Below are 26,961 nucleotides of genomic sequence, written 5' to 3'. Positions count from 1 at the left end.
TCTAGACGATGGCAGAAACGCCCGTGATGGCCCGACCGGTCACCAGAGTGTTGATTTCGTGGGTGCCCTCGTAGGAGTAGATCGCCTCGGCATCGGAGAAGATCTTGGCCATGCCGTAGTCCGTCACGATGCCATTGCCGCCGAGGATACTGCGCCCCAGGGCGACACTTTCGCGCATGCGTGCAGTGGTGAAAGCCTTGGCCAGGGCGGACTGTTCGTCTTTGGCAACGCCCGCGTCCTCAAGCTGTGCAAGCCTGACCATCATGCCCATTGAGGCGACTGTGTTGCCCAGGATCTGCACCAACTGGTTCTGGACCAGCTGGAAGGCTGCCAACGGGCGCCCGAACTGCTGGCGCTCCACGGCGTAGTTGCGGGCAACGTCGAAGGCGGCCATCTGAAGTCCGACGGCCTGCCACGCCACAGCCAGGCGCGTGACCTTCAGGACCTTGTTGGTATCCCGGAAGCTGTTGCCGTTGGCCAGCTTGAAGAAGTCCGGCACCACCACGTTATCCAGGGTGATGTCCGCGTTCTGGACCGTGCGGAGGGAAATCTTGTTCTCGATCTTGCTGGCGGAATAGCCCGGCAGGGTGGTGTCCACCAGGAACGCTTTCACCTGGTTGTCGGCCACGTCCTTGGCATAGATGACCACCCAGTCCGAGAAGGTGGCATTGCCGATCCAGCGCTTTGCACCGTTGAGAATCCACGTGTCGCCTTCACGTCGTGCCGTCGTGCGGGTTCCGCCTGCAACATCGGAACCACCCAGCGGCTCGGTCAGCCCGAAAGCGCCGATCTTCTTCAGGGAGTAGATGTCCGGCAGCCACGCATCCTTTTGCTCCTGGGAGGCGAGGGCTTCAATGGAGCCCGTGAAGAGGCCGTCATGGACGCCCATGAACGTGGCAATGGAAGCATCCGCTCGGGTCACTTCGGCATGGAGCATGCCGGCAAAGAGATTGGAGTATCCCTGGCGCCGAACCGGGCTTACGAGGTCCAGCTCGCCAAGCTTGGGAATGAGGTCCATGGGGAATTCGCCGCGGTTCCAGCAGTCCACTGCGATCGGAGTGACCTCGCGGGCAAGGAACTCCCGCACTTCGGCCAGACGGTCCTGCTCCTTGCCTGTCAGCAACTGCTCGAAGGCATAGAAGTCACCATCGGCGTAAGGAAGAGTGGTGGCGTCGAATGCGGTGTTGGACATGTTCACTCCTTCAAGGGTGGTCACCTGCGACCACGTCAAGGTCCCGGAAGGACTGCGCTGTGACCCGGGAGTCGGCAGGGCAGCCAAGTTACCGGCGGGTAATAAGTTACTGATCAGTAACTTACCGCATGACGCCACCTCCTGCAACGATGCATGGTGCTGCTTGCCCAGGGCCGGCAACACAAAAAAAGATCCCCCTTGCCGACTTTGAGTCGGCAAGGGGGATTTTCCGGTAGGGCTACTCGGACTTGAACCGAGGACCTTAGGATTATGAGTCCCGCGCTCTAACCAGCTGAGCTATAGCCCCGTGATGCCCGAACAGCCGCCGTCCAGCAGCCGTTCCGGGCAAAGCACTCTAGCAATACTAATAGCTAACGGGGAGTGCTTTGGTCACACCACCATGTCCTCATAGGACGCGCCCCGGTAAAGGTCCTCGAAGGTCTGCAGGGTGCCATTAAGGCTGTGCGGCTCCACCATTTCGCGGCTCACCTTGCCCATGGCTTCCAGCTCGTCCTCGGGAAGCTGAACCAGTTTGGTGATTTTCGCGGCGAGTTCAGAGCTGTCGTTGGGTGTGAAGAGGTAGCCGTTTTCTCCGTCGCGGACCAGGTGCGGCAGCGCCATGGCATTGGCAAGCAGGACAGGGGTGGAAGCGGACATGGCTTCCAGCGTCACCAGGGACTGCAGTTCGGCCGTGCCGGGCATGCAGAAGATGTCGGCCTTGATGTAGGCCTCACGCAGGTCCTCGTCGCTCGCGAGCCCGAGGAATTTGACCCGGTCTCCCAGGCCAAGCCGGGCCACTTGGGCTTCCAAGGCCGGACGGACTTCTCCGCCGCCCACGATTTCAAGGTTGACGTTCAACTCCCGGGGAGTCTTGGCCACGGCGTCGATCAGCACATCGATGTGCTTCTCCTCCGCGAGGCGCCCAACGAAAAGCACGGTGGGATGGCTGTGCGGTTCAATGACTTCACCGGGGTGAAGCTCATACGCCGAAGAATCGATGCCGTTGGACAACGGCAGGACTTTGCGCAGGAAGGCGTGCTGGTGCATCGCCTTGGCGGCCAGAGGCGTAGGGGTGGTGACAACGTCAGCCTGTCCCATGACCTTGCCCATGTCCTTCCAGGAAATGCGGCCCACGATGTCCTTGAACCACTGCGGGAACGGCAGGAACGGGTTCAGGTTCTCCGGCATGAAGTGGTTGGTGGCAATGATCCTGATGCCACGCTTGACGGCCTCATAAAGGACGTGTTCGCCAATCATGTAGTGGCTTTGGATGTGCACGACATCGGGCTGCACCTTGTCGAACAGGAGGCTGATTTCCTTCTTGATTTCCCATGGGAAGCAGATGCGGAAGTACTCATGGGTGAAAACGCCATGGGAGCGCAGCCGGTGCACGGTGGCCTCGTCGCGGAATTCCGTGTAGCTCTTGCCCGAATCCGGACGGCAGGCCAACACGTGAACGTTGTGTCCGCGTGCCGTCATCCCCTTGGCCAGGCGGTAGCCGAACTGGGCAGCACCGTTGACATGCGGCGGGTAGGTGTCCGCGGCAATCAGGATGGTGAGGGGCTTGTTGGTGTCGGGAATGGTCACGTGGAGAACTCCTGATGGTCACGGTGCGGACAGCACTGCTTGTGGCAATGCTGCGGTGTCGCCGGGTTGCCGCCCGCAAAAGCGGTGGCGCAAGGTAAAGATCTGCCCTAGGCCTTCCGGCTGGCAGCCGCCTTCGCGTCCTTTTTGCGCTTGGTGACTTCCGGATGGTGCCTGCTTAGGGCAATAACCCCCACGATAGCAAGCGTAGCGGCCGCTGCCATGGCGATCGCCATCACGGCGTGGACATCGGGACGAAGCTCACCAAGGATGACGATGCCGATCGCAATGCCCACCATCGGGTCAATCACAGTCAATCCCGCGATCACGAGGTCCGGCGGTCCACCAGAGTACGCACTCTGGACAAACCATGAACCCAGGCCACCTGCAGCAACGATGGCTATCAGCGTGTACCACTGGACGTTGAGCAGGAAGAGTCCGTTGGGATCGAGCAAGTGCTTGCCGATAATCCGGGTCAGTACGGCCACGAAACCGAACAGGACGCCTGCGCCCAGGATGTAAATGAAGGCGCTCATCCGGTGTTTGAACAAGACGGCCAGGGTACCGAAAATACCGACTGCCAGGGCAAGGAGCAGCACGATCGTCAGCTCATCGTCACTGCTGACGTGGTGGTTTTCCTGTGTGACGAACACGGCCAGCAATACAAACAGCGCGGAACCGGTGACACAGGCGCTGATCGCTACAACTGTTGCCCGGTTGATGCTCAGTCCTTGGTCTTTGGCATTGACCACCGTGGTGATGACCAGCGCAATGGCGCCGATCGGTTGCACCACCGTCAAGGGCGCAGACACCAATGCAATGGCATTCATCACCATGCCCAAGGCAAGGAACAGCAGGCCCAGCATCCAGCGCGGATTCCGCAAGAGCCGCAGGAAGCCATTGGAGCTCAGCGCCAGGCCACCCGTATCGGCTTTCACCGCGCTCCCCTGCCGCTGGGCGCCGATGGCGAGGAAGAAGGCTCCAAGTACCGCCAGGCAAACCGCCAGCCAGACCATCAGCCGAGTCCGCCGTCGTCGGTTTTCAATTCTTTTCCTTTTCGCAGGATGGCCCAGAAGTAGTTGTATGCCGCAATCCAGTGGCCCACCAGGCCCAGGCCCAGGAACGTCCACGCCGCCACGAAATACACGTCAGTCAAGGGTATGGGCAGTTTGGACAGGACGAGCAATGGCGTGCCCACCAGCAGCAGGGCGGTGCGGATTTTCCCGACGATGCTCACGGGAAGATCCGGGTGGCTCCGGAAATAGATCAACGATGCGATCGCCAGGATCGCGTCAGGGACCAGAAGCGCCGCCAGATACCACCACTGCACGACGCCGGCAATCGCCAAAGTGAAAGCCACGGCCAGGAGGGCGGCCCGGTCGGCCATCGGATCCAGGATCCTGCCCAACTTGGAGGTCTGGTCGAACCGCCTGGCGATGTAGCCGTCCACCCAGTCCGTGCTGCCCATGACGACGAGCACCAGGACCGCGAACCCGTACTCGTGTTCAGAGAGCACGAGCCAGACAAAGAGAGGCACGCCCATGAAACGCAGGACGGTGAGGATATTGGGGACAGTGAAGATGAGGTCATGGTCGACCTGCGGACGATCCGGGTGCGAACCAGCACCGATCAGCCTCATGTGTCCCCCTTCCTCGTGTTCAGTATCCGGTGCTCAGAAACCTGCTATTTCTTCAGCAGCTTCCTCAGCGCAACCACGAAGACCACCGCGGCGGTGGCGAAAGCTGCAAGGTCTTTCCAGTGCGCGGCCATCCGCTCGCTGACGCTTTGGGGAACTGAATCGCCGAGGTCGGCGAACTTCGCGGCAGCGAATTCCTTGCCCTCCTGGAACCTGACGTTGGCGCTCTCGAGCAAGGCCTGGCCCTGCTTTTTGACGTCCAGCTGTTCACCCAGCTCATCGCGGACACCCGTCAGGTGTTCGCGGCGCCTCTTCAGGCGGGAGCGAAGCTCGGCTTCCGTGGGCGCCTTGACGGCATCGGCTTCCTTGGCAGCTTCCTTTGCTGCCTTTTCGGCCTTGGCCTTCTCAGCTGCGGCTTCCTTTTCGGCTTTGGCGGCCTTGGCGGCAGGCGAGTTCGGGTCGAGGATCGACTCGTCGAACGCTGAGCCTTCCTTGGCGATCCCGAGGTCATGCTTGATGCCCCGGATGGTGTCCTCGGGGACCAACGGCATGGCCTTCTTGAACTTGGCGATGCCGATCAGCGATGCGATGGCGACAACCACAAGGAAAAACGCTGAGACGAGCAGAGCCGCGAGCCAGCCGGGCATGATGGTGGCCAGGCCCAGAATGGCTGCCACCACCAGTGCAATGACCAGCAGCGCCATGAAGACGAGGGCAACACCGAAAAAGGCGCCGGCCACGCCAAGCTGTGTGGCCTTGCGTTTGAGTTCCACCTTGGCAAGGGCGATCTCATCATTGATTTGCCGTGGGGCCAAGCGTGCAACGAGCTTGAGGGTCTTCGGCAAAGTACGAATGGCTGGTCCTTGACTGGTCCGGCCGGTGTGACGTCCACTCATGGGTTCCGCCTAACTGCTTCCTCTTGGCATCGTGTCGGGCGAACGCAGCGGAAAACTCCGCCGCGGACACCTGTCCTCAAAGCTATCATTCAGGTTCCTGCTGAACTTTCGGGGCCACGCTCCGGCGCGCCCGTCATAGCAGCAATAAATATGATCCGGGCCATAGGATAGATGATCGTGACCCCTCCCATTGCCCCGGGCGATTCCCTGAGCCGACGCGAAAAGCTTGTCTACATTCTCCTCCTGGGCGCCTTGACGGCCTTGGGTCCCTTCACCATCGATCTCTACCTCCCCGCGTTCCCGGCCCTGGAATCAAGTTTCAACGTCTCGGAAGCGGCAATCCAGCTCACCCTGACCGGAACAACCGTTGGCTTCGGCCTTGGCCAGTTGGTGGTGGGACCGTTCAGCGACAAGGTAGGCCGCAGGCTGCCGCTGATCCTGGCCACAGCCGTGCATATTGGCTCTTCCCTGGGCGCTGCGCTGGCAACCGACATCGGCATGCTTTCCGTTTTCCGTGTCCTCATGGGAATCGGGGCGGCCGGAGGTGGCGTGGTGGCCATGGCAATGGTCAGGGACCTTTTCCACGGCTACTCCATGGTGCGGATGTTCTCCCGCATGTCACTGGTCAACGGGCTCGCGCCCATCCTGGCTCCGGTGATCGGGTCACAACTGCTCCTTGTCTTTCCCTGGCCCGGGATTTTCTACTTCCTGGCGTGCTACGGCCTGCTGGTCATCATCGCCTCCATCTTCTTTATCCGGGAGACCTTGCCTGCCGAACAGCGCGGCAAGTCCACCGTGACGGTCGGACAGCGCTACAAGAAGGTACTTACGGACCGGATTTTCGTGGGCATGGTGCTGGTGGGCAGCCTCAACTTCGGCGGCCTGTTCGCCTATTTGTCCGCGTCCACCTTCCTCTTCCAGAAGGTCTACGGCTTCTCCCCCCAGGAATACGGCATCCTGTTCGGCATCAATTCATTGGGCATCGTGGCCGGTGTCCAGATCAGTTCCCGCTTGATCCGGCGCGTAGCCCCGCAGTGGATTGTGGCCGGAGCAACGCTGTTCATGTTGTGCATGTCCCTTGTGATCATCGTGCTTGATCTGTTCCACGTGGGGCTGTGGCGCACCTTGATTCCCCTGTGGTTCTACATCTGCGCCACCGGGTTCATGTTTCCGTGCGTCCAGGTGTTGTCCCTGGCCAACCACGGCGCACAAGCCGGCACGGCGGCCTCCCTCCTTGGCGCTTCACAGTTCATGATGGCGGGCATCGTTCCTCCGGTGGTCGGCTGGCTGGGGGTCACCTCCGCCGTCCCCATGGGAGCTGTGATGGCCGTCTGCATCACGGGTTCCATGACCGCACTTTGGTTGGTTGTGCGGCCACGGACCGTGCCCTCCATCCACTAGCTGCCATCCATCAACCGCACCGTAGGCTGTCACTATGACGAACAAACCGCACCGTAATGGCAGGGGCCTCTTTCTCGGTGCGATGCTGGGCGCGGTGGCCGGGGCACTCATCGGCCGCGCTGCAGGAAGCGCGGTTTTCGGCGCGTTGCTCGGTGCCGTGATCGGCGCCGCGGTTCTGTACCGGGTCAATCCTGGACCATGGAACCGTGACTAGGCAGGAACCGTGACTAAGCGGCGGCTCTTGCCGACCCTCCGGCGTCGAACGTTTCAAAGCCTCCCCTAAAGCCCTGCCGCAGGGCAGAATGGTGGCCAGCCGGTGTTACCGGTGCCTAACCGGTGAAGGGGACATCACATGAGCACGGCGGTCGGATTTCGTGGCACCCTACGGGGCCTGGCAACCGTGCGGAGTTTGCCGCTGACGCTTGCCTTGGTGGTGGTCCTCTGGGTTTTGGCACTGGCGACGGGAAGCGTCCTTAACGGCCCTCCCGAAGCACTTCTGGAGCAGGTGGGGCTTGGCTTGGCCGTGGAACCCGGGCCGTGGTGGTCGGTCTTCACGTCAACGTTCTTCGGTTCCTCGCTTCTCGACTACCTGGCGTGCACCGCAGCGATCCTGCTGGGGGTCGGTATTGCCGAAAGGGTCATGGGCCCGTGGCTGGCCCTGGCTGCCTTCATCGCCGGCTCCGCCCTCAGCGCACTGGTGCTGGTCGCGCTGGTGGCTTTCGGTACCGACAACAGCGACCAATGGCTGAGCTTCCTCGGCGGGGAGTACGCGGTGGGCGCTTACGGCGGAGCCGCGGCTGCCCTGGGATTTTCGACGGCGGCACTTGACTCGCTGTGGCGGCGTCGCCTCCGGACGTGGTTGCTCGCTGCGGCACTGATGTTCGCCCTCTTCGTTGGAGTGGCCCAAACTTTGCAGGCTCTCGCCGGCGCAGTGATCGGAATCGTTGCCGGCTGGGCCGCACACTCCGTGGTCCTTCACAAGAGCGGCGGATCGTTCAATGCCTCCAGCCTCCGTGAGACGCGTTTCCTGGTCGGCACGGTGGTTGGCGTCTTCGCCCTGGGGCCCCTGTTGACCCAACTGACGGGCACCTGGGAGGTGGGCCCGCTCTCGGTGGTCTCCGAGGTCATGCTCCAGGCAAGCCCCGACGTCGATGAGGTTCAGGAGGCCTGCAGGAACGAAGCGAACTGCGTGGCCCTGCAAAACATCGTTGGTGTCCGGAGCTTTGGTGCGGCCATCCTGACGGTGATCCCTGTCCTGCTCTTGCTGGTCTGCGCCGAAGGCCTGCGACGTGGTCGCCGCCTGGCTTATCGGCTGACACTGATCATCCAGGTGTATCTGGCTGCGGTGACCGTCCTGGCGATTGTCCAATACATCAGCGACCCGGATGTCACCATGGGCGACGACGATTTCGGCTACCTCCTCCTGTATGTGGTCCCCGCGCTCCTGGCGCCAATCATCATCGTGGCACTGCTGCTGGCAAACCGGCACAGGTTCAGGGTGGAGTCCAGCGACGCCGGATACCGCGCCCTCGGCCGGGCTGCCTTGATCCTGGCCGTGACTTCAGTGGCCCTCTACGTGGCGTTCTGGTTCCTGGAGGGCAACCCGGGCCAGTCAACCCTGTGGGACCTCGCCGGACAGCTGACGCACATCCTGGTGCCCTTCCCCGTCCCGTTCGTTGTGGCGCTGCCCCAGGGGCTGCTGAGCACTGTGCTGTACGGCCTGGGAGGAGACGTCATCTGGCTTCTCATCCTGGTCCTGGTCCTCAACAACTTCCGCCGCTTCAGGATGATCGCCACCGACCCTGCTGCCGATCTCGGCCACACCCGCGAGCTGCTGCACCAGGGCGGTGGCACCTTGTCCTGGATGGCATTGTGGGACAACAACCAGTACTGGTTCACTCCGGACAGGAAGGCCGGCGTCGCCTACCAGGTCCACAACGGGGTGGCGTTGACCGTCGCCGGTCCCTACGGCGATGCCGGCCACCATGACGAGGCAGCGCTTGGTTTTGTGGCGCACTGTTCGGCATTGGGATTGGTCCCGTGTTTCTATTCCGCCGACTCCGGGCTGGATGGCCCGCTACTCCCCTACGGCTTCAGGAAACTGGAGGTCGCGGAGGAAACACTTCTCAACGTCCAGGCAATGACATTCAAGGGCAAAGAGTGGCAGAACGTCCGCACTGCGCTGAACCGCGCTGAGAAGCTGTCCATCAAGGACCTCTGGTACCACTACGGCAGCATGCCGCCGGGCATCAGGGCCCAACTGGCTGAGATTTCCGAGGAGTGGGTGGCTGACAAGGCCCTACCCGAGATGGGATTCACCTTAGGCGGCTTGAACGAACTCAAGGATCCCGAAGTTCTCTGCTGCGTGGCGGTGGACGACGACGGCCTGGTCCACGGGGTGACCAGCTGGCTTCCCGTTTTCAGCAACGGCGAGATCTCCGGTTGGACCCTCGACTTCATGAGGCGCCGCACAACAGGCTTCAAGGGCGTCATGGAATTCCTGATCGCCTCAGCCGTGACGCACTTCAAGGAGCAAGTTCCGCAGATCTCCCTCTCAGGCTCTCCATTGGCCAATGCGGGGACCGGAGGCGCGGAAGGTGACCGAAGCACCCTGGACCGCGTCCTGGCCCTGTTGGGAAATGCCCTGGAGCCGATGTACGGCTTCAAATCATTGGCTGCCTTCAAGTCAAGGTTCCAACCCGAGCACCGGACCTTGTACATGTACTACCAGGACCCCCTGGCCTTGCCATCGATCGGACTGGCGGTCGGCTCGGCCTACCTGCCCGGGCTCTCGCCCGCACAAAGCGCTGGTTTGTTGAGGCAGATGGTGGCCCGGGAGCCTGCCGCATGACCGGTCATCCGGCGGTGCGTCCATGAACGATGTCCTGAAACTCGAAATCAGCAGCCCCGTAGTCCTGACGATCGCCGGGATCATCGCCGTCGGGTTCTTCCTGGTGCTCTTCCTCCGGCCGTCTGCCCGCTGGGTCCTCACGGCGATGAGCGCCATTGTGGTGGCAGGGCTGGTGGGGTGGTTCACCGTGTGGATCGTGGAGGACGTGCTGGACGTCTTTCACGTGGGACTGACCCCGCGGGTATGGTTCTGGTCGATCAGCTGCTTCGCCGCTTTGGGGTTGGTCGCGGTGAGTTTTCTCCACAGCGCGCGCTGGCGGAAAGTGGTGGCCATCATCTCGGTCCCCGTCTTCGCCACTGTCTCCGCCCTGCAAATCAACGCCGAGTTCGGACTGAACAACACCCTGGGTTCGGCCCTGGGGATCTCAACCGAGGACGTCATTGAACTGAACAAGCCGGACCCGGATGCGTCCATTCCGGCCGGACCCTTGTGGCAGCACTGGACTCCGCCCGCCAACATGCCCTCGAAAGGCAAGGTGGGGACCCAAGTCATCCCGGCCACGGTGTCGGGTTTCGACGCGCGCCCGGCCGGTATCTACCTTCCACCGGCTGCCCTGACTGCCAATCCACCGAGGCTTCCCCTGTTCGTCCTCATGATGGGCCAGCCGGGCCTCCCCGATCCGCAGTACGTCTCCGCCGCCCTCGACGAGTTCGCTGCAAAAAACAATGGACTGGCCCCCATTGCGATCGTCGCCGACCAGATCGGCCCGGACCAGGATGACACCCTGTGCCTGGACACCCCTAAGTACGGAAACGTCGAGAAGTACATCAACCAGGACGTGGTGAACTGGGCCAAGGACAACTTGAGCATCCTTCCGGACAGGGACCACTGGACCATCGCCGGTTATTCCAACGGCGGCCAATGCGCCATCTCCTTCGCCGTCAAGTACCCCGGAATGTGGGGCAACGTGGTGGACATCTCAGGCGAGGAGTTCCCCGGCGCAGAGGACCCCGCGGAGAACCTGGCCGGGATCTTTGGCGGTAACCAAGCCGCCTATGATGCCCAAAAGCCCATCAACATCATGAAGGGCAAACAGTTCCCCGACACAACTGCCGTGTTCACTGCCGGCTCGGACGACCCCACCTACGTGGCCGCCGCGAAAGCCGTGTCCGCGGCGGCGCAAGCGTCCGGAATGAAAGTGACGTACTACGAGGTACCCAACGGCGGACACGTGGGCCTGGCATTGAACGCAGGCCTGGAGAAGGGCTTCGAAGTGCTGTACCCGCGCCTGGGCCTGTCCCGCTAGAAGCTCTTTTCGCGGCCACCCACCGGCGATAAAATTGAGATGTGCCACATTGGCAAGAGCTGAACCCGTTACCGGCACCGTGGCAGCGCAAGGATGACCGCATCCTCCCGCTGTGGTGGGAGCGCCTGTGCTCGGTGACCAGTCCGCCGTCGGCCGCTTTGTACGCGGGTGGACTCTTCACGGACGACCGGCGACGGCCCATAGCCCAGTGGTACAACCCCGAAACGGATGCCGCACTGTTGGTCGCTCCGGAGACCTCGCCGGAGTGGCCGGTCCAAAGGTTCGGGATTTTCTATGCCCCTCCGGGCGGCGGTTTCACGAGAGTCTACTCGGCGCCGCATGAGTGGCATCCGCGTGAGCCCAGGACCCCTCCCACCGAGCAGGACTCGTTCATGGCGGCTGTGGCGGAAGCCGCGCGCTTCCTCCAGGTGGAGATGGATTTCGTTTAAAAGGCAGACCCCGCACCAGCCATTAGGCGGGTACGGGGCCCTTGTGCTCCTCCGACTGGACTTGAACCAGTAACCCTTCGATTAACAGTCGAATGCTCTGCCAATTGAGCTACGGAGGAATGAAGCGGTTATGACTTTAGCAAAGGTTTTACCGGATGTGAAATCGGTCGGCGATACCCCCTGGGGGTATAAAAATACCCCCGCTCCGGCGAACCGGAACGGGGGTATTGTGCGCTCCTCCGACTGGACTTGAACCAGTAACCCTTCGATTAACAGTCGAATGCTCTGCCAATTGAGCTACGGAGGAATGAAGCGGTTACTAGCTTAACAGGGGGCTGCCGGAAAACGAAATCGAGGATCTCAGCCGTCCGAGCGCAGCGCCCGGCGTTCCATTTCGAGCTGCATCAACTCACGGTTCAGCCGCTGGAATTCCTCAGGCTGGGAGGCAGCGTCGAGCCGTTGGAGCTGCCCCATCTTGTCGGCCTTGATGCGGGTGATCTGAAGCTCGAAGAGTCGGGCCAGGATATCCCGGCAATACCGTTGCATCGCTTCCGGGGTGCTGGCGGGCAGTGGTGTCACAGCAAGTTCGGACACCAGATTGCGCAGGGGCTCGGGTACTTCCTGCCGGATCTGCTCCACCCACGACACCGGGTCTGCCGTATGGCCGAGCCCCGTGGCGCGGATCGCCGCATGGACGGCAGCATAGGCCGGCGTGGCGAACATCGTAGCCGCAAAGCGGTCCCACGCCACTCCACCGAGCACTGCGGGATCCTGAAGCACCACCTCGAGTGCTTGGCGCTCCATCCCCGCTACGGGGTCGCGAGGGTTGGGACGGTTGAACACCGGACCGCCCGACGGCGGTGCTGCCGCGGCCGCTGCTTGCTCGCCGCTGCCTGCAGCGTTGCTGCCGCTTGTCCCCCGTTTAGCGGCCGCGCCGACGTATCGGCTGACTTCCTCGATGGGCATGCCCAGCCAGCCGGCAAGGTTCCGCGTGTACTCGGGCCTTGTGGCTGAGTCCCTGATCTGCGCCACCACCGGAGAAGCCTCACGGAGCGCTGCTACGCGGCCTTCCACGGTGTCCAGGTTGTGCCGACGCAGGGTGGCCCTGATGGCGAATTCGACGAGCGGTTTCCGGGTGCCGATGAGCTCGCGCACAGCGGCATCACCTTTGAGCTGGCGAAGGTCACAGGGATCGGCACCGGAAGGCTCCACAGCCACGTAGGTCTGGGCCGTGAACCGCTGGTCCTCCTCGAACGCCCGCAGAGCGGCCTTCTGGCCGGCAGCATCACCGTCGAAGGTGAAAATGACCTCTCCCCCGCTGCCGTCGTCGGAAAGCAGCCGCCGGGCCACCTTGATGTGTTCTGTACCGAAGGCTGTACCGCAGGTGGCTACCGCCGTCGTGACCCCTGCAAGGTGGCAGGCCATCACGTCCGTGTACCCCTCCACCACTACCAGCTGGCGCTCCTTGGCGATGTTCCGTTTGGCGAGGTCGATGCCGTAGAGGACCTGGGATTTCTTGTAGAGCGTGGTCTCCGGGGTGTTCAGGTATTTGGGGCCCTGGTCGTCTTCGTAGAGTTTGCGCGCACCAAAACCGATGGTGTCCCCCGCGATGTCCCGGATGGGCCAGATCAGCCGGCCACGGAAGCGGTCGTAAATGCCTCGATTACCTTCTGAAAACATTCCAGTGAGCTTCAACTCAGCATCCGTGAAGCCGCGTCCGCGCAGGTGCTTCAACAACGCGTCCCAGCCTTGTGGCGCGTATCCCACTCCGAAGTGTTCGGCGGCAGCACGGTCGAACCCGCGGCCATCCAGGAAGTTACGGCCTTCCGCCGCTCCGGGGGTCAGAAGCTGTGCGCGGAAGAACTCATCGGCGATCTTGTGGGCGTCCAGCAGGCGCTGGCGCTTGCCCACTTCCTCGCGGCTGGGACCCGTCCCGCCGTCTTCGTACCGCAGCTCGTAACCGATCCTGGCCGCGAGCTTTTCCACGGCTTCGTGGAAGGAACTGTGATCCATCTTCTGGACGAAGGAAATGGCGTCGCCATCCTCGCCGCAGCCGAAGCAGTGATACCTGCCCACCTGCGGGCGGACGGTGAAGGAGGGAGAACGTTCGTCGTGGAAGGGGCACAGGCCTTTGAAACTGCCCAGTCCGGCACCTTTGAGCGTGACGTATCCGTCAACGACTTCCTTGATGTCCGTGCGCTGGCGTACTTCGTCGATATCTTCACGTTTGATCAGGCCAGCCACGTGTCCATCCTAGTCGCATCGACCAAACCGCCCGGCGCCCGGGCGCGCCTCACCAAAGCGACGGGAGGCTGCCCACCAGACGCTCGTACATGGCCAGGGCAGAGACATCCGTCAACGACGCCACTTGGTCGATGACGACGCGCAGGCGGGCACCGTCGTCGACGGCGTCCCTCCAGTCGGCGGCGAACATCGGCTCCAGGTGGCGGTCGCCTGTGGCGTTCAAGACGCCCACGAGCGCGTGCAGCACTTCGCGTTGGCGTTCGTAGACAGGCTGCCGGTGGTCCGTGGAGATGACGAAGGTGGTGGCCAGTCCCTTGAGCACCGCGATCTCCGTCACGGTCTCCTCGGGGACCATGAGTTCGGCGTCATAACGGGTGAGGTTGGCCGGTCCGAAATGCGCCCGCGTTGTTTCCATGGCACTTTGGCAAAACCTGCCGATCAACTGGCTGGTCATGTCCTTCAGCGCCGCCATCGACTTGCGGCTGCCGTCAGCTTCCCGGACCCAGACCTTGGTGGCCTCGAGCCGGGCAAGGGCAGCATCAATTTCGGCGGGGTCGTTGTGCGGGAGGTACCACTGCTTGGTGTAGCCCACCACCCGCGCCCGATGGTCAGGGTTCTCCATCCACTTCAGCTGGAAGTGGCCGGCAACGATCGCATCTTCCACATCGTGCACCGAGTACGAGATGTCATCGGCCAGATCCATCACCTGCGCCTCGATGCAGGAGCGGTTGCCGGGCGCGCCCTCGCGCAGCCACTCAAATACGGGAAGGTCGTCTTCGTAGGCGCCGAACTTGCTGGTGCGGTGGCCATGGATCACGGGGGCGTCGACGGCGGACCACGGGTATTTGGAGGCGGCGTCCAGGCTCGCGCGGGTCAGGTTAAGCCCTGCCGGCCTGCCGTCCGCAGCGAGCACCTTGGGTTCGAGCCGGGTCAGCAACCGAAGCGTCTGGGCGTTGCCTTCGAAACCGCCGATCGTGTGAGCCACTTCGTTCAATGCGGATTCGCCGTTGTGGCCGAACGGAGGGTGGCCAAGATCGTGGCTCAGGCAAGCGGTGTCCACGACATCGGGATCGCAACCCAGCGAACGGCCCAGTTCGCGGCCTACCTGCGCTACCTCGAGGCTGTGCGTGAGCCGGGTGCGGACAAAGTCATCGGTGTCCGGGGCCACGACCTGTGTTTTGGCGCCCAGGCGTCGCAGCGCGGAGGAATGCAGGACCCTGGCGCGGTCCCGTTCAAAGTCGGAGCGGTAGTTGCTCTTGCGCGGCTCTTCAACCCACCGGGCAGAGTCTGCCTCGGCGTATCCGGGGATGGCCAGCACAAAATCGTGGCTTGCTGCATCGTGGCCAAGCATTGCTTCGGTTCCCATGGGTATCTGCCTCCTTCAAGCGCCGGGGTGTGGAGCTTCTTGAGCCAGTCTTACACGTGTGAGGCTAACCGCCCGAAACGTCCAGCTCCGCTGCGGAGATATCCGCGCTCTGTTCAGCGTTCAGCTGACGGCTGTCCAGCCAGTCCTTGGGCAGCGTCGGCTTTTTCGGGGATCCGGCACGCCCCCGGGGGCCCTCGGAATCGACGCCCGGATAAGGAAGATCCATGTCCAGTTCGTCGAGCAATTCCCGCAGGACCTCCAGGGTGGGCACTGTGGCAAGTTTCGCCCGCAGCTCGCCGCCCACCACGTAGCCCTTGAAGTACCAGGCCATGTGCTTGCGGATTTCGCGGAGAGCCTTGTATTCGTCGTTCCCGAAGGTCTCCACCATCAGTTCCGCGTGACGGTAGACGCCCTCGGCAACCTCGCGCAGCCCGGGCCGGTGCCGCTGGTCGCTGCCTTCGAAAGCAGCCTGGAGATCGCCGAACAGCCAGGGACGGCCCTGGCACCCACGGCCGACGACAACACCGTCGACGCCGGTTTCGCGCACCATCCGGACAGCGTCTTCAGCGGACCAGATATCGCCGTTGCCGAGCACCGGGATGTCCGGGAGGGCCTCGCGGAGGCGGGCGATCGCGGACCAGTCGGCCTGGCCGGAATAGAACTGTGCAGCCGTCCGGCCATGGAGCGCCACTGCGGCAACTCCGGAGTCACGGGCGATGCGTCCTGCCTCCAGGTAGGTCAGGTGGTCATCGTCGATGCCTTTGCGCATCTTGATGGTCAGCGGGATTCCGCCCTTGGAGGCTTCCTTGACCGCGGTCTGCACGATCGAGGTGAAGAGGTCGATCTTCCACGGCAGCGCGGACCCTCCCCCGCGGCGGGTGACCTTGGGGACGGGGCAGCCGAAGTTGAGGTCGATGTGGTCGGCGCGGTCCTCGTCCACGAGCATCCGCACCGCTGCGCCTACGGTTACGGGGTCCACGCCATAGAGCTGGACGGAGCGGACTTTCTCGTCCTCGTCATGGGAGATGATGCGCAGCGATTCCGGCGTCCGCTCCACCAAGGCACGCGAGGTCACCATCTCGGCCACGTACAAGCCGCCACCGTATTCACGGCAGAGCCTGCGGAAGGCGGAGTTGGTGATTCCGGCCATCGGCGCAAGGATTACCGGGGTGTCCACGGTAATCCCGCCGAGCTTCAGGGGCGGGAGCTCAAGCTTTGGTGCGGGAGGCGTTGCTACTACAGTCACCTATCCATTGTTGCAAAGCAGGGCAAATCGGGGGCGCAGGCCCTCACAGAAGCCACCCGTTCTCATGTGCCAGGCGCACGGCTTCCGCCCGCGTCCGGCCGCCGGTCTTGGCCATCGCCGCTGAGAGATAGTTCCGTACCGTGCCCTCCGAGAGCATCGCCGCTTTGGCAATGTCCGCCACCGTACCGCCGTCGGATGCAGCCTTCAGCACCTCGACCTCCCGCTCGGTCAGCGGACTGTCACCGGAGGTCAGAGACTCCGCGGCGAGCATCGGGTCCACCACGCGGAGCCCGCTGTGCACGCGACGCACGGCTTCGGCCAGCTGCCGCGCAGGCGTGTCTTTGACCACGAACCCGGAGGCTCCGGCCTGCATGGCCCTCCTGAGATAACCCGGCCTGCCGAACGTCGTGACCATCAGGACGCGGCATGTCGGCACCGCACGGCGGACTGCCGCGGCAGCGCTGATGCCATCCAGACCGGGCATCTCGACGTCGAGCATCGCCACGTCGGCGGCATGCTCCAGCACGGCCGACACAACGCCTGTGCCGTCCGCCAGCTCCGCCACCACGTCGATGTCCTCTTCAAGCCCCAGAAGGGCGGCAAGGGCACCGCGCACCAGCGCCTGGTCGTCCGCGATCACCAACCGGATGGTCATATGTCAACAGCCAATCTGAACCCTCCCAGGTCGCTCGCACCAATGTTTACTGTGCCACCGGCACTGGCCACTCTCTCCCGAAGCCCCGCCAGCCCGTTGCCGCCCGCTGCCGGACCAGGCCCCACGCCGTCGTCCTCCACCAGAACCGTCGACGCCGTCAACCGGACCCGGCAGCGCCCGGCACCGGAGTGCCGCACAACGTTCGTCACGCCCTCGCGCAGTACCCAGCCGAACAGCTCACGGTGCTTGGCGGGCACCTGCTCCACCGTCCCCGGAAGATCAGCGTCGATACCCGCCGACTCCAGCGCCGTCCGGGCCGCCGCGAGTTCTGCCAGGACATTGACCCCGCGGTAGCCGGCAACGGTGGCCCGGACATCTGCGAGCGCACCACGCGCCAGCTCCTGGACTTCCACGATTTCCGCTGAGGCTTTGTCCTTGGCCGGTCCGCCGGGTGCCTGCTCCAACATCCGGGCAGCCAACTCGGCTTTGACCGCTATGACAGTGAGGGAATGCCCCAGGATGTCGTGCATGTCCCTGGCCACACGGCTGCGTTCGGCGGCGACGGCGGCATCCGCCAGTTCAGTCTGGGCGGTCCGGAGTTCAACGGTCTGGCGGATCAGGCGCGCAAACGAGGACATCATGAATCCCAGGGACAGGATGAGGGCCGGTTGGAAGAAAGCCTGTCCAGGGTTGCCGCCGGCGAGTTCCGACGCAAGTGAAATTCCCGAAAGCGCCATGATCACAGCGAAGTCGACGCGCGGCGGAAGTGTGGTCATTCCAATGGCGCACGCCAGGAAAGGCCACGTCCACAGCGCTTCCCTGCCCACCAGGAGGATCACCAGGCCGTTGAGTGCCAGCAGGATCGCGAGGCACAGCAGGCCGGTCCGGCTGTCCCGTACCCGGCTGAACATCGGCAAGACGGCATAGGCGGCGAAGAAGGCCACCAACGACGCCGAGGCCAGTACCTTCCAGCCTGCCGGTTCGTCCACGGACCACACGAGGTTCCAGGTGGGCCACGCCCAGAGGACAATGGAAAAGCCGGCGCCGATGAACCATTTGCGGGGTCCGGGACCGCGGAAGGCATCCCCCAGGGACTGGCTGCTCATGGATCCCACCTTAGCCACGCCGGAGCAACTCAGACGCGGCTGGTGTCGCGGCGGAAGGCCATGGCGGCGCCGCCGACGAAGATGGCGAGCCAGACCAGGACGTTGAGAATCCACAAGACGTCGAACTCACCGGTGATGGGGCTGCGCGCCAGCTGACCGATCCCGTAGGCGGGCGTGAATTTGGCGATGGTCCCGAAGGTATCGCCCATGATTTCGATCGGCATGAAAAGGCCTCCCAGCATGGCAAGGATCGCCAGGGCCGGTCCAAGGATCTGCATGACGTTCTGGCTGGGCATGAGGTACCCCACGAAAAGTCCCAGGGCGGCGAACACCAGGGAACCCAACCAGGCCACCAGCCCGGCGGTCAGCCACGTCTGCGCGTCCATGGTCACTCCGGCGATGGCTCCGATCACGAACTGGGCGATCACAGCCACCAGCGAGAGGGTCAGCGCCGCAGCTGCCTTGATGGCGATATACGCCCCGGGCAGCAAGGGCGTGAGGCGCAGCTGCCGGCTCCATCCCTGGGCACGTTCGACCGCCACCTGGCTGCCGGCTCCCGTGGCGGCCGTCATGGCTGCGTACACGGTCAGGCTGATCAGGATGTACTGGCCGTAGCTGTGGCCGTTGGGCAATTGCTGGTCTTTATTGGACAGCCCGAAAATGAAGAAGAAGATCGCGGGCATGAGCACGGTGAAGACGATGGTCCGGCGGTTCCGGAGCATCCGCTTGATTTCGATCCACAGGAACGTCGTGTTGACACCGCCGGCGGAGGGCTTGCGGTCCTGCATTGCTGTCGACTGGCTCATGCCCGCTCCCCTTTCAAAGCAGTGGGGGCTGAGGTATACGTGGGGGCTGTTGGATCCGTGGGGGTTGAGCTATCCGTGGGGGTTGTGGCCGTCCCGGCTTCGTCCGCGGTGAGGGTCACAAAGGCCTCCTCAAGGTTGTTCGCAACCACTTCAAGATCGTGGGCTCCTGTTTTGGTGAGCAGGAACCGGACTACGGAATCCGAGTCGGAGGTGCGGACGGTGACGCGGCCGCCGTCGAACTCCACATGGTCTGCCGGCGGCAATCCTGCCAGCAGCGCGCGGTCACCGGCCGGCAGCGAAGCCCGTACTGTCCTCCCGGACGCCAGGTTCTTGATCTGCGCTGCTGTGCCGTCGGCAACCACCGTCCCTTGGCGGACCAGCACAATCCTGTCTGCGTAGGCGTCCGCCTCCTCGAGGTAGTGGGTGGCGAAGATGACGGTGCGACCCCTCGACGCGTCGTCGCGGATGGCGGACCAGAAGTCCCGGCGCCCCGCAACGTCCATGCCCGTGGTTGGCTCGTCCAGGATCAGCAGGCCAGGATCCGAGACCAAAGCCATGGCGAAGCGAAGACGTTGCTGTTGGCCGCCGGAGCACTTTTCAACCCGGCGGTCGGCGATGTCCAGGATTCCCGCGCGGGTCAGGACTTCATCCACGGGCCGTGCCGAATCAAACATCGCGGCCGTGAGCTGCACGGTTTCCCGGACGCTGATGTCGCGCAGCAAACCCCCGGTCTGCATGACGGCGGCCACCTGTCCGCGGGAAATGGCTCCCCTGGGACTATGGCCGAAAATGGACACCTCGCCGGCATCCGGGGTGCTCAGGCCCAGGATCATGTCGATGGTGGTGGTCTTTCCCGCACCGTTGGGGCCCAGGAAAGCCACGACCTCCCCCTGCTGAACCGTCAGGTCCAGGCCGCGCACCGCCTGCACTTTTCCGAAGCTCTTATGAAGTCCGGCGGCGCGAACCGCAGGAACACCCGGTGTTGTCATTGCTCTCCCTGGAATAGGTCTGGTGTACCCATTCAAGCCGGAGGAGCATCCATACACCCGTAGCGGGTGTCACCTGTTCGGGATGACAAATGTCATCGGGCTAGTCGCTGCCCCGGCGTTCGGCTTCGCGCTGCGCCCGGCGACTCCCGGGCCGCACCGGCCCGTCCCCGGCACCCGGGCGGGTACCGGCGTCGTTCCTTTCGTCCTTCTCGGAACCGGCCACGACGGCGGCAGCGGCCAGCGCGCCGGTGTCGTCAAGGTCGTCCGGACTGACGGCGGTCCCCGCGGCGGCAAGGCGCTTCATCCCGGTGGCCTTGACCACCAGTACGGCGATGAGGGTAGTGACCGGGATGGCAAGGACGAGGCCGATGGAGCCCACCAGGGTCCGGATGACTTCTTCCGACAGTTCGGCGCTGGTCAGGGCCTCGGCCAAGGGGCGGTCGTACAGCATCACAATGATCAGAATGGGAAGGGCGGCACCCGCATACGCAAAGGCGATGGTGTAGACCGTGGACGCAATGTGGTCCCGGCCAATCCGCATCGCAGAGGAAAACAGCTTGCGGGCGCTGGTGTTCGGCGCCAGCTCATAGAGTTCCCAAACGGCCGAGGACTGGGTGATGGTGACGTCATTGAGGACACCGAGGCCGGAAATAATCAAACCGCACAGGATAATCCCGGAGATCGATATCTGCGGTGACATGTTCACCAACGTTGAAGCGTCGTGGTTTCCTACGCCCGCCAAATTTGCTGCATCCGTGGCCCAGGCGGCCAGCAGGGCGGTGATTCCCAGGCCGAAGATGGTGCCCAGCAACGCTGTGGACGTTCTCGCCGAGAACCCGTGGGCAAAGTAGAGGACCCCGATCATGATCACCGTGGACCCCACGAGCGCCAGCAGGAGCGGTGGCTTGCCCTCCACCAGACCGGGCAGGATGAAGCTGACCAGGACGAAGTAGGCCCCCACCAGGCCCAGCAGGGCACGGAAGCCGCGCCAACGGGCAACAGCGATCACCACCACCGCGTATAGCACCGCCAGGGCGGCTATGGGGATGTTACGGACAAAATCAACGAAGACGTACGCCGGGGCGCCGTTGCCTGCACTGCTTCCTTGGACGCCGGAAAGGTTCAGGTAGCGGATGGAGTCGCCGACATCCACCCCGTGGGACATCGCAACATCAGGGTTGATGACCACCTTGACCGCCTCGCCGCCCTTGTCCGGAACGGTGTAGGCGAAGGTGCACTGGGACCCGCCGGTTTGGTTGGACTGGCTGTTGCCGGGCTGGCTGCTGCCGGACTGGCTGTTGCCGGACTGGCTGCTGTTCGTTTGACCGGTCTGCGAGCAGCTCTCCACTACCACGCTCTGGATTTTGCCGGTATCGAAAGTGACCCCCGGGGCAGCCTGGTAGGGACTGGAAAAGTTGATTCCCTGCCGGCTGCCCGACGGCCACATGAGCAACATCGCCACGAGAGTGAGCACACCCAACGGCACCAGGACGGCCGCCAGCAGCCAGTTGGCCCGTTTACGGGAAGCGATCGCCTGCGGAGTTGGTTCCGAACCCTCGGAATGACCGTGGGAGTGACTGTGGCCCATCAGCTGCAAAACCTCATGGGTTAACCCTACGTGGGACGGCAGTGCTCGCCGGACCTCCTTCTGGAGGATCCGGCGTCAGGATGATCCGGTGCTGCCTCGGGAACAGGTCAGGGAGCCCGCGGACCGTATCACCATCTGACGGCACAACTTGGCGGCACAACTTGTCCGGGGACTTCTTAACTGGTTCTTAATTGTCCTGGCAGACGATGGGAAGAACGATACGTCCTGCCGAAGGGTCCCATCTTGCAAAAACCGCCATCCGGCCCTGTGCACCTACAGCGGCTGCCCGCTCACCGACACTGGCTGACCGTTGCGGTGGTGCTTGCGGTGGCCGTCATCACTGTTGGGCTGGCGGTCCAGTGGGTGCCAGGTTTCACGTCGGCTGAGTTGGCCGTGGACCAAGGCTTCAGCCGCAACCACATCCCCGTCCTGACTGGTTTGGCTTTGGCGTTGAACCTGCTGTTCGGACCTGTGGCCGGAGCGCTGATGGTGCTGGCCACTAGCCTGTACCTCGTCCTGATCCGAAGGTCGCCCCCGAAAGCTGTGCTCTTTGCCCTCACGGTGGGCTCAGGGTGGTTGACCTGCCAGTTGTTCAAGGTGGTCATCGGCAGGATCCGACCTGACCCGGACCTATTGCTGGATCCCCTTGTTCCGGAGCCAGTGTCCAACAGCTTTCCCAGCGGGCACACGTCTCTGGCTGTCGCCCTTGCCCTGGCGGCATATTTTCTCTCTCGAGGGAGCCGCGCGGAGAAACCGGTTCTCTGGATCGGAACAGGCCTGGCAGTGATCGTCGCATGGTCCCGCGTGTACATCGGAGCACACTATCCCCTGGATGTCGTGGCGTCGTTCCCGGCAACGCTTGCGGCCGTCGTGTTGATGGCTGGCCTATGGAACCGGTATGCCCCCTCGGTTTTTGCCCGGCTCCAGTCCACATCGTCGTCCCGGTCCCGCCGGAGTCCCCAGTGAAAGAAGCCCACATGGAAGCCCTCACGTTCGCCCCTGCACTGATCCACACCGAACTGCTGCCTATCCTGGATCCGGCAAGCCTCCTGCAGGGTCTGGGCCCTGCAACGCTGGCGGTCGTGGCTCTGATCATCTTTATCGAGTCCGGTGTCCTGTTTCCGTTCCTGCCGGGAGATTCGCTGCTCTTCACTGCCGGGCTCCTGCACCAGCAACTGAACCTGACATTGCCGGTATTAATCACCGTTGTGGCCGTGGCCGCCATTGCCGGTGACCAAGTGGGCTATCTGCTGGGCCGCCGGTTCGGCCGCCGATGGTTTTCGGACGACGCCCGGGTACTGAAGACTGCGCGCCTGACAAAGGCGGAGGAGTTCTTCCGTCGCCGAGGGGGCCCGGCCCTGCTCCTGGCGCGCTTTGTGCCCGTGGTACGGACCTTCGCGCCGCTGAGCGCGGGAATCGCGCGCTATGACTATAAATCCTTCGCTCTCTGGAATGTCACTGGGGCAATCCTCTGGGCGACCTCCGTGACCTTGCTTGGCTCCTGGCTGGGGCGGTTTGACTTCGTGTCGAAGAACATTGATCTCATAGCAATTGTCATGGTCCTCGTCTCCGTGTTGCCGTGGGGCATCGAGTTCCTCAAGCGCAAGCGGGCCCGTAAGCCGGAAAGTGACCAACAAGCGAGAATGGATTCGTGAGCACACCCACCAAGCCGTCCCTGCTTCTGGTCGAAGACGACACCGTCCTGGGACCGCTTATCGCCGAACTCCTCGAGCCGGACTACCAAATCCACGTCGCGGTAGACGGCCATGAGGGCCTGCATCTGGGACTTTCCCGGAGCTGGGATGTGATGGTAGTGGACCGGGGCCTGCCCGGCATGGACGGTGTCGCGCTGATTGGCGCGCTCCGGTCCAAAGGCATCGCCACCCCTGTCCTCATCCTTACCGCGCTCGGCGCAACAGATGAGAAGGTCAGGGGACTCGATGCGGGCGCCAATGACTACATGACCAAGCCCTTCGACGCGCTGGAACTGGGTGCGCGGCTGAGGGCGTTGACCCGCAATTACCAGCCAGAGCCCAAGACTTTCACTATTGGAGATTGGGAACTGGACCCTGCTGCCAGGTCCATCCGGTCCATCCATGGATTCCAAGCCTCCCTGACGGCGAAGGAGAGCGAACTGTTGGCTACGATGGCGGCGAAACCAGATCGCGTCTACACGCGCGAAGAGCTGCTCAATGCCACGTTAAGCCAGGGTGACCTGCCAGGGATGATCGATACCTACGTACACCACCTGCGACGAAAAATTTCGAAATCTGTTATTCGGACCGTGCACGGCTTGGGATATCAGATTGGTGATGCGAATGACTAAAGAACCCGCTTCTGGGGGTCAGGATCAAGCATTCCTGCGTCGGGCATCCCTGCGAATCGCTCTTCGCATCAGTGCCGCCTGCGCCATTGCGGTCCTGTGCCTCCTGGCGGCGGCTACGCTGTACCTGCTCAACCAGTCCGGCAGCCCGGAACCGGCTGAGCCGGGCGCGGTGTACGCCTATCTCGATACCAAGGATCTGATCAAAGCGATGACCATCGCCGGGGCGGTGGGAGTCCTGCTGGCCGGGGGTATTGGCTGGCTCAGCGCCCGCAGCGCGATCCGGCCGCTGGGCGAGGCACTGGCCATCCAACGGCGTTTCGTTCAGGACGCGAGTCACGAGATGCGCACGCCCCTGGCTATCCTGGACGCCAGAATTCAACTGGTGCAGCGCAGCACAACACCTGATACGGCGGACGGCCAAGCGCTGGCTAGAATCCGAAGCGACACGTCCGCCCTGACCGCGATCGTCAACGAACTCCTTGAATCCGCCAGCGGAGCGGCGCAGGAACCGTATGCTGTGGTGACTGACGTCGCTGGCGTTGCCCAGGACGTGGTGGACAGCGTCCGGCTGTTGGCTGCCAACCGGGACATTACCCTGAATTGTTCCAACCAGGGACAACCACGGGCGGTCATTGCGCCGCAAAGGCTTCACCGTGCAATCCTGGGTCTGGCGGAGAACGCCCTTGTCCATACTCCGGCAGGCGGCCAGATAGCGGTTGCCACCAACGTTGCCGGCGGCCAGGCCATCATTACCGTGACTGATACAGGCCCGGGCATCACCGGCATTGACCGGGACCGGATCTTCGACCGATTCGCCCGGACAACCCATCAAGGCGTGGGCCAGCAGCAGCGCAGTTTCGGCATCGGGCTGGCCCTTGTCCGCGACATCGCCGTCGCCGCCGGAGGCTCCGCTGACGTGGTTTCCACGGGCCCGCAAGGCACCTGTATGAGGATCATTCTCCCAATGTCCATGCCATAGGCTGGCCACGGGCATCCTCAACAGCTACCTGCTCCTCGGGCCTTCAAATATCGCCGGTAGCCCCATCACCGGCTCAATGGCGCTGGACGCAGCTGAACAGCGGCGCGGGAAGCGATGACCAAAACTGCGGTCAAAGCACCGGCCGCCATGATTCCGGCCAGCACCACGATCTGGAACCGTCCGGCCTCAAGCGGTGAAATGCCACCGAATATAGCCCCGACAAAAGCACCCGGCAGAGTCACAAGCCCCGTCGTCTTTGTTTGGTCTATGGACGGAATCAACGCCGAATACACAGTGTGGCGGGCCAGCTCCAGCATTGACTGACGAGGTGTCGGCCCAAGGCCAACCATCCTTCCACTTCCTCGAGCGTCACGGCAACACCGAGCCCCATGGATCCGCCCACGAGGCCAAGGTTCTTCCAACTCCAGCCCATCCGCCGGGTGGCCGTCATTGCAGCAACGGCAAACATGACCAGCAACGCTGCGGCAACAAACGATGGACTCGAGATGACACCGCTGAGGATGACACTGATGACCATCAACTGCACCGTCCCCCTCGGGATCGCCAGAGCCGGCGCCCACCGGTAGGGCACCCGATAAACGGTCAGCACTACCGCGGTCAGGGCCACGAGGAGGACGACGCCCAGCAAGGTAGGCCCAAAGGCCTCGATCATCGTCATCCAGTTAGCTTATCGACGCCATGCCGAGCCATAGGTGCCGTTTACGTGCGGACTCCCGACTCAGGCCGGCGCGATGTTCTGGTTTACGCGGAAGAGGTTGTCGGGGTCGTATTTGGCTTTGACCGCTACCAGCCTTTCCCAGTTAGGTCCGTAATTGTCCGCGATTCGGTTCTGGTCCTCGGAGTCCATGAAATTGATGTATCCACCAGCTTCCGAGTGCGGGGCCAACGCAGCTGCATATGCTCGGGCCCATGCGATGTTTGCTTCGTTGTCCGCAGGGTCGGGCCACTGGGTGGCGATGACCGGAGCGAACTTCATGTCGCGGTGGGCAAAGGCAGTGTCCTGCACGCCTACGCGGGACACTGCTCCATCTATGGGATAGACGTGGACCGCAGTGTTGACGCTGGTCACTGTGGCCCCGAACTGTGCGTGGGCAGCGATCGCGCCGTCGTTGAGATCGCGCAGGAAGTTGGCTTTCCAATACCCCTGCATGCCTTTCTGGTTGAGCCCGTCAAATGCCACATTCAGGGCCGGATACGGCATGGGAGCCACCATGGAGCCCGCCACCGGGGCGGCGTCCAGGAAGGGCTGCCAGCGAGCCTCGCCTTCGGCTGGATCGCCCGTCCACATTCCCACGACGACGCAAACGGACTTTCCGTGCCATTCCTCGGGGAGGAAAGGAACGGGCGGTCCTTGGTGGAAGCCCAGGAAGGCGCCGAACTCTTCGGGCGCGGATGCTATGTAGTCGCGGTAGAACCGGGCAACAGCCGGGATGTTCTCGGCACCATAAATGATGATTCCCGCATGGACCATATCCACGGGATGGAGCTGGAACTCGAGGGAAGTCACCACGCCGAAGTTTCCTCCCCCGCCACGAATGGCCCAGAACAGGTCTTGATTTTGTTCGTCGCTGGCGATCAGGAAGTTGCCATCGGCGGTCACCACATCCGCAGAGACCAGGTTGTCGCAGGAGAGCCCGTACTTTCTTGCCAGGTAGCCAATTCCCCCGCCCAAGGTCAGACCCGCCACACCGGTGGATCCCACGATGCCGCCGGTGGTGGCGAGCCCGAAGGCATGGGTGGCGTGGTTGAAGTCGGCCCAGGTAGTACCTGCCTCGGCACGGGCCCTGGAATTTTGCGGGTCCACCCGCACCCCCGGGCGATTAACGAAGTCCAGAACCAATGCGTCGTCCCACGTGCCGAATCCGGGAGCGCTGTGCCCACCTCCCCTGATTGCCAGTGGCATGGAGTTTTCCCGGGCGAAGTTCACGCCGGCGATGACGTCGGAGACCTGGGCTACACGGATGACGCCGGCAGGACGCTTGTCCACCATGGCGTTGAAGACGGCGCGTGCCGCGTCGTAGTCAGGATCTTCGGGAGTCACGAGTTGTCCGCGCAACTGTTCTCGGAGCCCGTCGAGGGCGATTTTGTTCATAGTGCTTACCATCGATTCAGACGTGAGACCGGATGTTTCCACACGCTTCTCCCCCCGGATGTGATGGCGTGGGGGCTTACTTCGATAGGACTACTCCTGAGCGTTTGCCGCGTCAAGAACCTTCGGGAACCACCCCGGAAACGGCAAATCCTGCCTGACCCATGAAACATGGGCCAGACAGGATTGCCAGTAGTCCAACGGCGACCGCGACGCCGTCGATCGCTCAGT

At 63.1% G+C, this 26,961-nt stretch carries 25 protein-coding genes and 3 tRNA genes; 9 read left to right on the top strand and 19 right to left on the bottom strand.

Features of this window, described 5'->3' with window-relative positions:
• Position 1 precedes the first annotated feature (1 nt).
• The 6 genes from ACNAOU_RS07570 to ACNAOU_RS07545 all read right to left on the bottom strand — a co-directional run bounded on the left by ACNAOU_RS07570 (position 2) and on the right by ACNAOU_RS07545 (position 5,308).
• Entirely contained in the window at positions 2–1,192 is a 1,191-nt protein-coding gene (locus tag ACNAOU_RS07570; RefSeq protein WP_055975119.1) for an acyl-CoA dehydrogenase family protein, read from the bottom strand.
• Positions 1,193–1,425: 233 nt separating this feature from the next.
• A tRNA-Ile gene (locus tag ACNAOU_RS07565) sits at positions 1,426–1,499 on the bottom strand.
• A gap of 83 nt (positions 1,500–1,582) precedes the next feature.
• On the bottom strand, positions 1,583–2,779 hold the full coding sequence (locus ACNAOU_RS07560; RefSeq protein ID WP_055975117.1) for a glycosyltransferase: 1,197 nt from the start codon (positions 2,777–2,779) through the stop codon (positions 1,583–1,585).
• Between the two features lie 107 nt (positions 2,780–2,886).
• Positions 2,887–3,792, bottom strand: coding sequence for a DMT family transporter (locus ACNAOU_RS07555; RefSeq protein WP_018777479.1), 906 nt, complete (start codon positions 3,790–3,792; stop codon positions 2,887–2,889).
• Positions 3,792–4,415 (bottom strand): CDP-alcohol phosphatidyltransferase family protein, encoded by a 624-nt coding sequence (locus tag ACNAOU_RS07550; RefSeq protein ID WP_018777478.1) that lies wholly within the window; start codon positions 4,413–4,415, stop codon positions 3,792–3,794. The genes ACNAOU_RS07555 and ACNAOU_RS07550 overlap by 1 nt, the downstream gene beginning before the upstream one ends.
• A 44-nt stretch (positions 4,416–4,459) precedes the next feature.
• Positions 4,460–5,308, bottom strand: coding sequence for a phage holin family protein (locus tag ACNAOU_RS07545; protein WP_055975109.1), 849 nt, complete (start codon positions 5,306–5,308; stop codon positions 4,460–4,462).
• A gap of 171 nt (positions 5,309–5,479) precedes the next feature.
• Here ACNAOU_RS07545 and ACNAOU_RS07540 point away from each other — a divergent pair, with 171 nt between their 5' ends.
• The 5 genes from ACNAOU_RS07540 to ACNAOU_RS07520 all read left to right on the top strand — a co-directional run bounded on the left by ACNAOU_RS07540 (position 5,480) and on the right by ACNAOU_RS07520 (position 11,315).
• Positions 5,480–6,709, top strand: a complete 1,230-nt coding sequence (locus tag ACNAOU_RS07540; protein WP_422758371.1) for a multidrug effflux MFS transporter — start codon at positions 5,480–5,482, stop codon at positions 6,707–6,709.
• Between the two features lie 34 nt (positions 6,710–6,743).
• Entirely contained in the window at positions 6,744–6,923 is a 180-nt protein-coding gene (locus ACNAOU_RS07535) for a glycine zipper domain-containing protein (RefSeq protein ID WP_018777475.1), read from the top strand.
• A gap of 138 nt (positions 6,924–7,061) precedes the next feature.
• The gene (locus ACNAOU_RS07530) at positions 7,062–9,560 is read left to right on the top strand and encodes a bifunctional lysylphosphatidylglycerol flippase/synthetase MprF (protein WP_018777474.1); all 2,499 of its coding nucleotides are present in this window, start codon (positions 7,062–7,064) and stop codon (positions 9,558–9,560) included.
• 22 nt (positions 9,561–9,582) lie between these two features.
• On the top strand, positions 9,583–10,866 hold the full coding sequence (locus ACNAOU_RS07525; RefSeq protein ID WP_275778790.1) for an alpha/beta hydrolase: 1,284 nt from the start codon (positions 9,583–9,585) through the stop codon (positions 10,864–10,866).
• Between the two features lie 41 nt (positions 10,867–10,907).
• On the top strand, positions 10,908–11,315 hold the full coding sequence (locus ACNAOU_RS07520) for a hypothetical protein (RefSeq protein ID WP_039240465.1): 408 nt from the start codon (positions 10,908–10,910) through the stop codon (positions 11,313–11,315).
• A 46-nt stretch (positions 11,316–11,361) separates the two neighbouring features.
• Here the strand turns inward: ACNAOU_RS07520 and ACNAOU_RS07515 are convergent.
• From ACNAOU_RS07515 to ACNAOU_RS07470, 10 genes are all read right to left on the bottom strand, one after another.
• Positions 11,362–11,434: transfer RNA gene (locus ACNAOU_RS07515), tRNA-Asn, on the bottom strand.
• A 115-nt stretch (positions 11,435–11,549) separates the two neighbouring features.
• A tRNA-Asn gene (locus ACNAOU_RS07510) sits at positions 11,550–11,622 on the bottom strand.
• A gap of 53 nt (positions 11,623–11,675) precedes the next feature.
• On the bottom strand, positions 11,676–13,559 hold the full coding sequence (gene dnaG / locus ACNAOU_RS07505) for a DNA primase (protein ID WP_422758370.1): 1,884 nt from the start codon (positions 13,557–13,559) through the stop codon (positions 11,676–11,678).
• 49 nt (positions 13,560–13,608) lie between these two features.
• Positions 13,609–14,925 carry a deoxyguanosinetriphosphate triphosphohydrolase gene (locus ACNAOU_RS07500; RefSeq protein ID WP_018777470.1) on the bottom strand — a complete coding sequence of 439 codons (1,317 nt, stop codon included), beginning with the start codon at positions 14,923–14,925 and terminating at the stop codon, positions 13,609–13,611.
• A 64-nt stretch (positions 14,926–14,989) separates the two neighbouring features.
• Positions 14,990–16,171, bottom strand: coding sequence for a tRNA dihydrouridine synthase DusB (dusB, locus tag ACNAOU_RS07495; protein WP_422758369.1), 1,182 nt, complete (start codon positions 16,169–16,171; stop codon positions 14,990–14,992).
• Positions 16,172–16,214: 43 nt separating this feature from the next.
• Complete coding sequence (locus tag ACNAOU_RS07490; protein ID WP_064721831.1) at positions 16,215–16,826, bottom strand: response regulator; 612 nt, start codon at positions 16,824–16,826, stop codon at positions 16,215–16,217.
• The gene (locus ACNAOU_RS07485; RefSeq protein WP_064721832.1) at positions 16,823–17,932 is read right to left on the bottom strand and encodes a sensor histidine kinase; all 1,110 of its coding nucleotides are present in this window, start codon (positions 17,930–17,932) and stop codon (positions 16,823–16,825) included. Before ACNAOU_RS07485 ends, ACNAOU_RS07490 begins: the two co-directional genes overlap by 4 nt.
• 29 nt (positions 17,933–17,961) lie before the next feature.
• Positions 17,962–18,738, bottom strand: a complete 777-nt coding sequence (locus ACNAOU_RS07480; RefSeq protein WP_035733434.1) for an ABC transporter permease — start codon at positions 18,736–18,738, stop codon at positions 17,962–17,964.
• On the bottom strand, positions 18,735–19,727 hold the full coding sequence (locus ACNAOU_RS07475) for an ABC transporter ATP-binding protein (protein WP_422758368.1): 993 nt from the start codon (positions 19,725–19,727) through the stop codon (positions 18,735–18,737). The genes ACNAOU_RS07480 and ACNAOU_RS07475 overlap by 4 nt, the downstream gene beginning before the upstream one ends.
• Before the next feature lie 100 nt (positions 19,728–19,827).
• Positions 19,828–21,315 (bottom strand): YibE/F family protein, encoded by a 1,488-nt coding sequence (locus ACNAOU_RS07470; protein ID WP_422758367.1) that lies wholly within the window; start codon positions 21,313–21,315, stop codon positions 19,828–19,830.
• A gap of 327 nt (positions 21,316–21,642) precedes the next feature.
• Between ACNAOU_RS07470 and ACNAOU_RS07465 the strand changes: the two genes are divergently transcribed.
• From ACNAOU_RS07465 to ACNAOU_RS07450, 4 genes are read left to right on the top strand one after another with little or no spacing between them, the layout of a single operon-like run.
• On the top strand, positions 21,643–22,281 hold the full coding sequence (locus ACNAOU_RS07465; RefSeq protein ID WP_229778603.1) for a phosphatase PAP2 family protein: 639 nt from the start codon (positions 21,643–21,645) through the stop codon (positions 22,279–22,281).
• Between the two features lie 11 nt (positions 22,282–22,292).
• Entirely contained in the window at positions 22,293–22,970 is a 678-nt protein-coding gene (locus ACNAOU_RS07460; RefSeq protein WP_039240456.1) for a DedA family protein, read from the top strand.
• Complete coding sequence (locus tag ACNAOU_RS07455; protein WP_039240455.1) at positions 22,967–23,641, top strand: response regulator transcription factor; 675 nt, start codon at positions 22,967–22,969, stop codon at positions 23,639–23,641. Before ACNAOU_RS07460 ends, ACNAOU_RS07455 begins: the two co-directional genes overlap by 4 nt.
• Positions 23,634–24,620: a sensor histidine kinase gene (locus tag ACNAOU_RS07450; protein ID WP_039240454.1), complete on the top strand. Its 987-nt coding sequence runs from the start codon at positions 23,634–23,636 to the stop codon at positions 24,618–24,620. The genes ACNAOU_RS07455 and ACNAOU_RS07450 overlap by 8 nt, the downstream gene beginning before the upstream one ends.
• Before the next feature lie 65 nt (positions 24,621–24,685).
• Here ACNAOU_RS07450 and ACNAOU_RS07445 read toward each other — a convergent pair whose 3' ends face one another.
• Genes ACNAOU_RS07445 through ACNAOU_RS07435 form a run of 3 tightly spaced genes read right to left on the bottom strand, consistent with a single transcriptional unit; the run spans position 24,686 to position 26,733 of the window.
• Positions 24,686–24,937, bottom strand: coding sequence for an ABC transporter permease (locus ACNAOU_RS07445; RefSeq protein ID WP_307730320.1), 252 nt, complete (start codon positions 24,935–24,937; stop codon positions 24,686–24,688).
• A complete protein-coding gene (locus ACNAOU_RS07440) occupies positions 24,898–25,299 on the bottom strand; it encodes an ABC transporter permease (RefSeq protein ID WP_307730319.1) in 402 nt (133 codons plus the stop codon). The genes ACNAOU_RS07445 and ACNAOU_RS07440 overlap by 40 nt, the downstream gene beginning before the upstream one ends.
• Positions 25,300–25,359: 60 nt before the next feature.
• Positions 25,360–26,733 carry an FAD-binding oxidoreductase gene (locus ACNAOU_RS07435; RefSeq protein ID WP_189075827.1) on the bottom strand — a complete coding sequence of 458 codons (1,374 nt, stop codon included), beginning with the start codon at positions 26,731–26,733 and terminating at the stop codon, positions 25,360–25,362.
• Between the last annotated feature and the right edge of the window lie 228 nt (positions 26,734–26,961).

The organism is Paenarthrobacter sp. C1 (genome assembly GCF_049315185.1).
GTDB lineage: Bacteria > Actinomycetota > Actinomycetes > Actinomycetales > Micrococcaceae > Arthrobacter > Arthrobacter nicotinovorans.
Note: the sequence above shows the minus strand (reverse complement) of the source record. Positions and strands in the feature narration are given on the sequence as shown.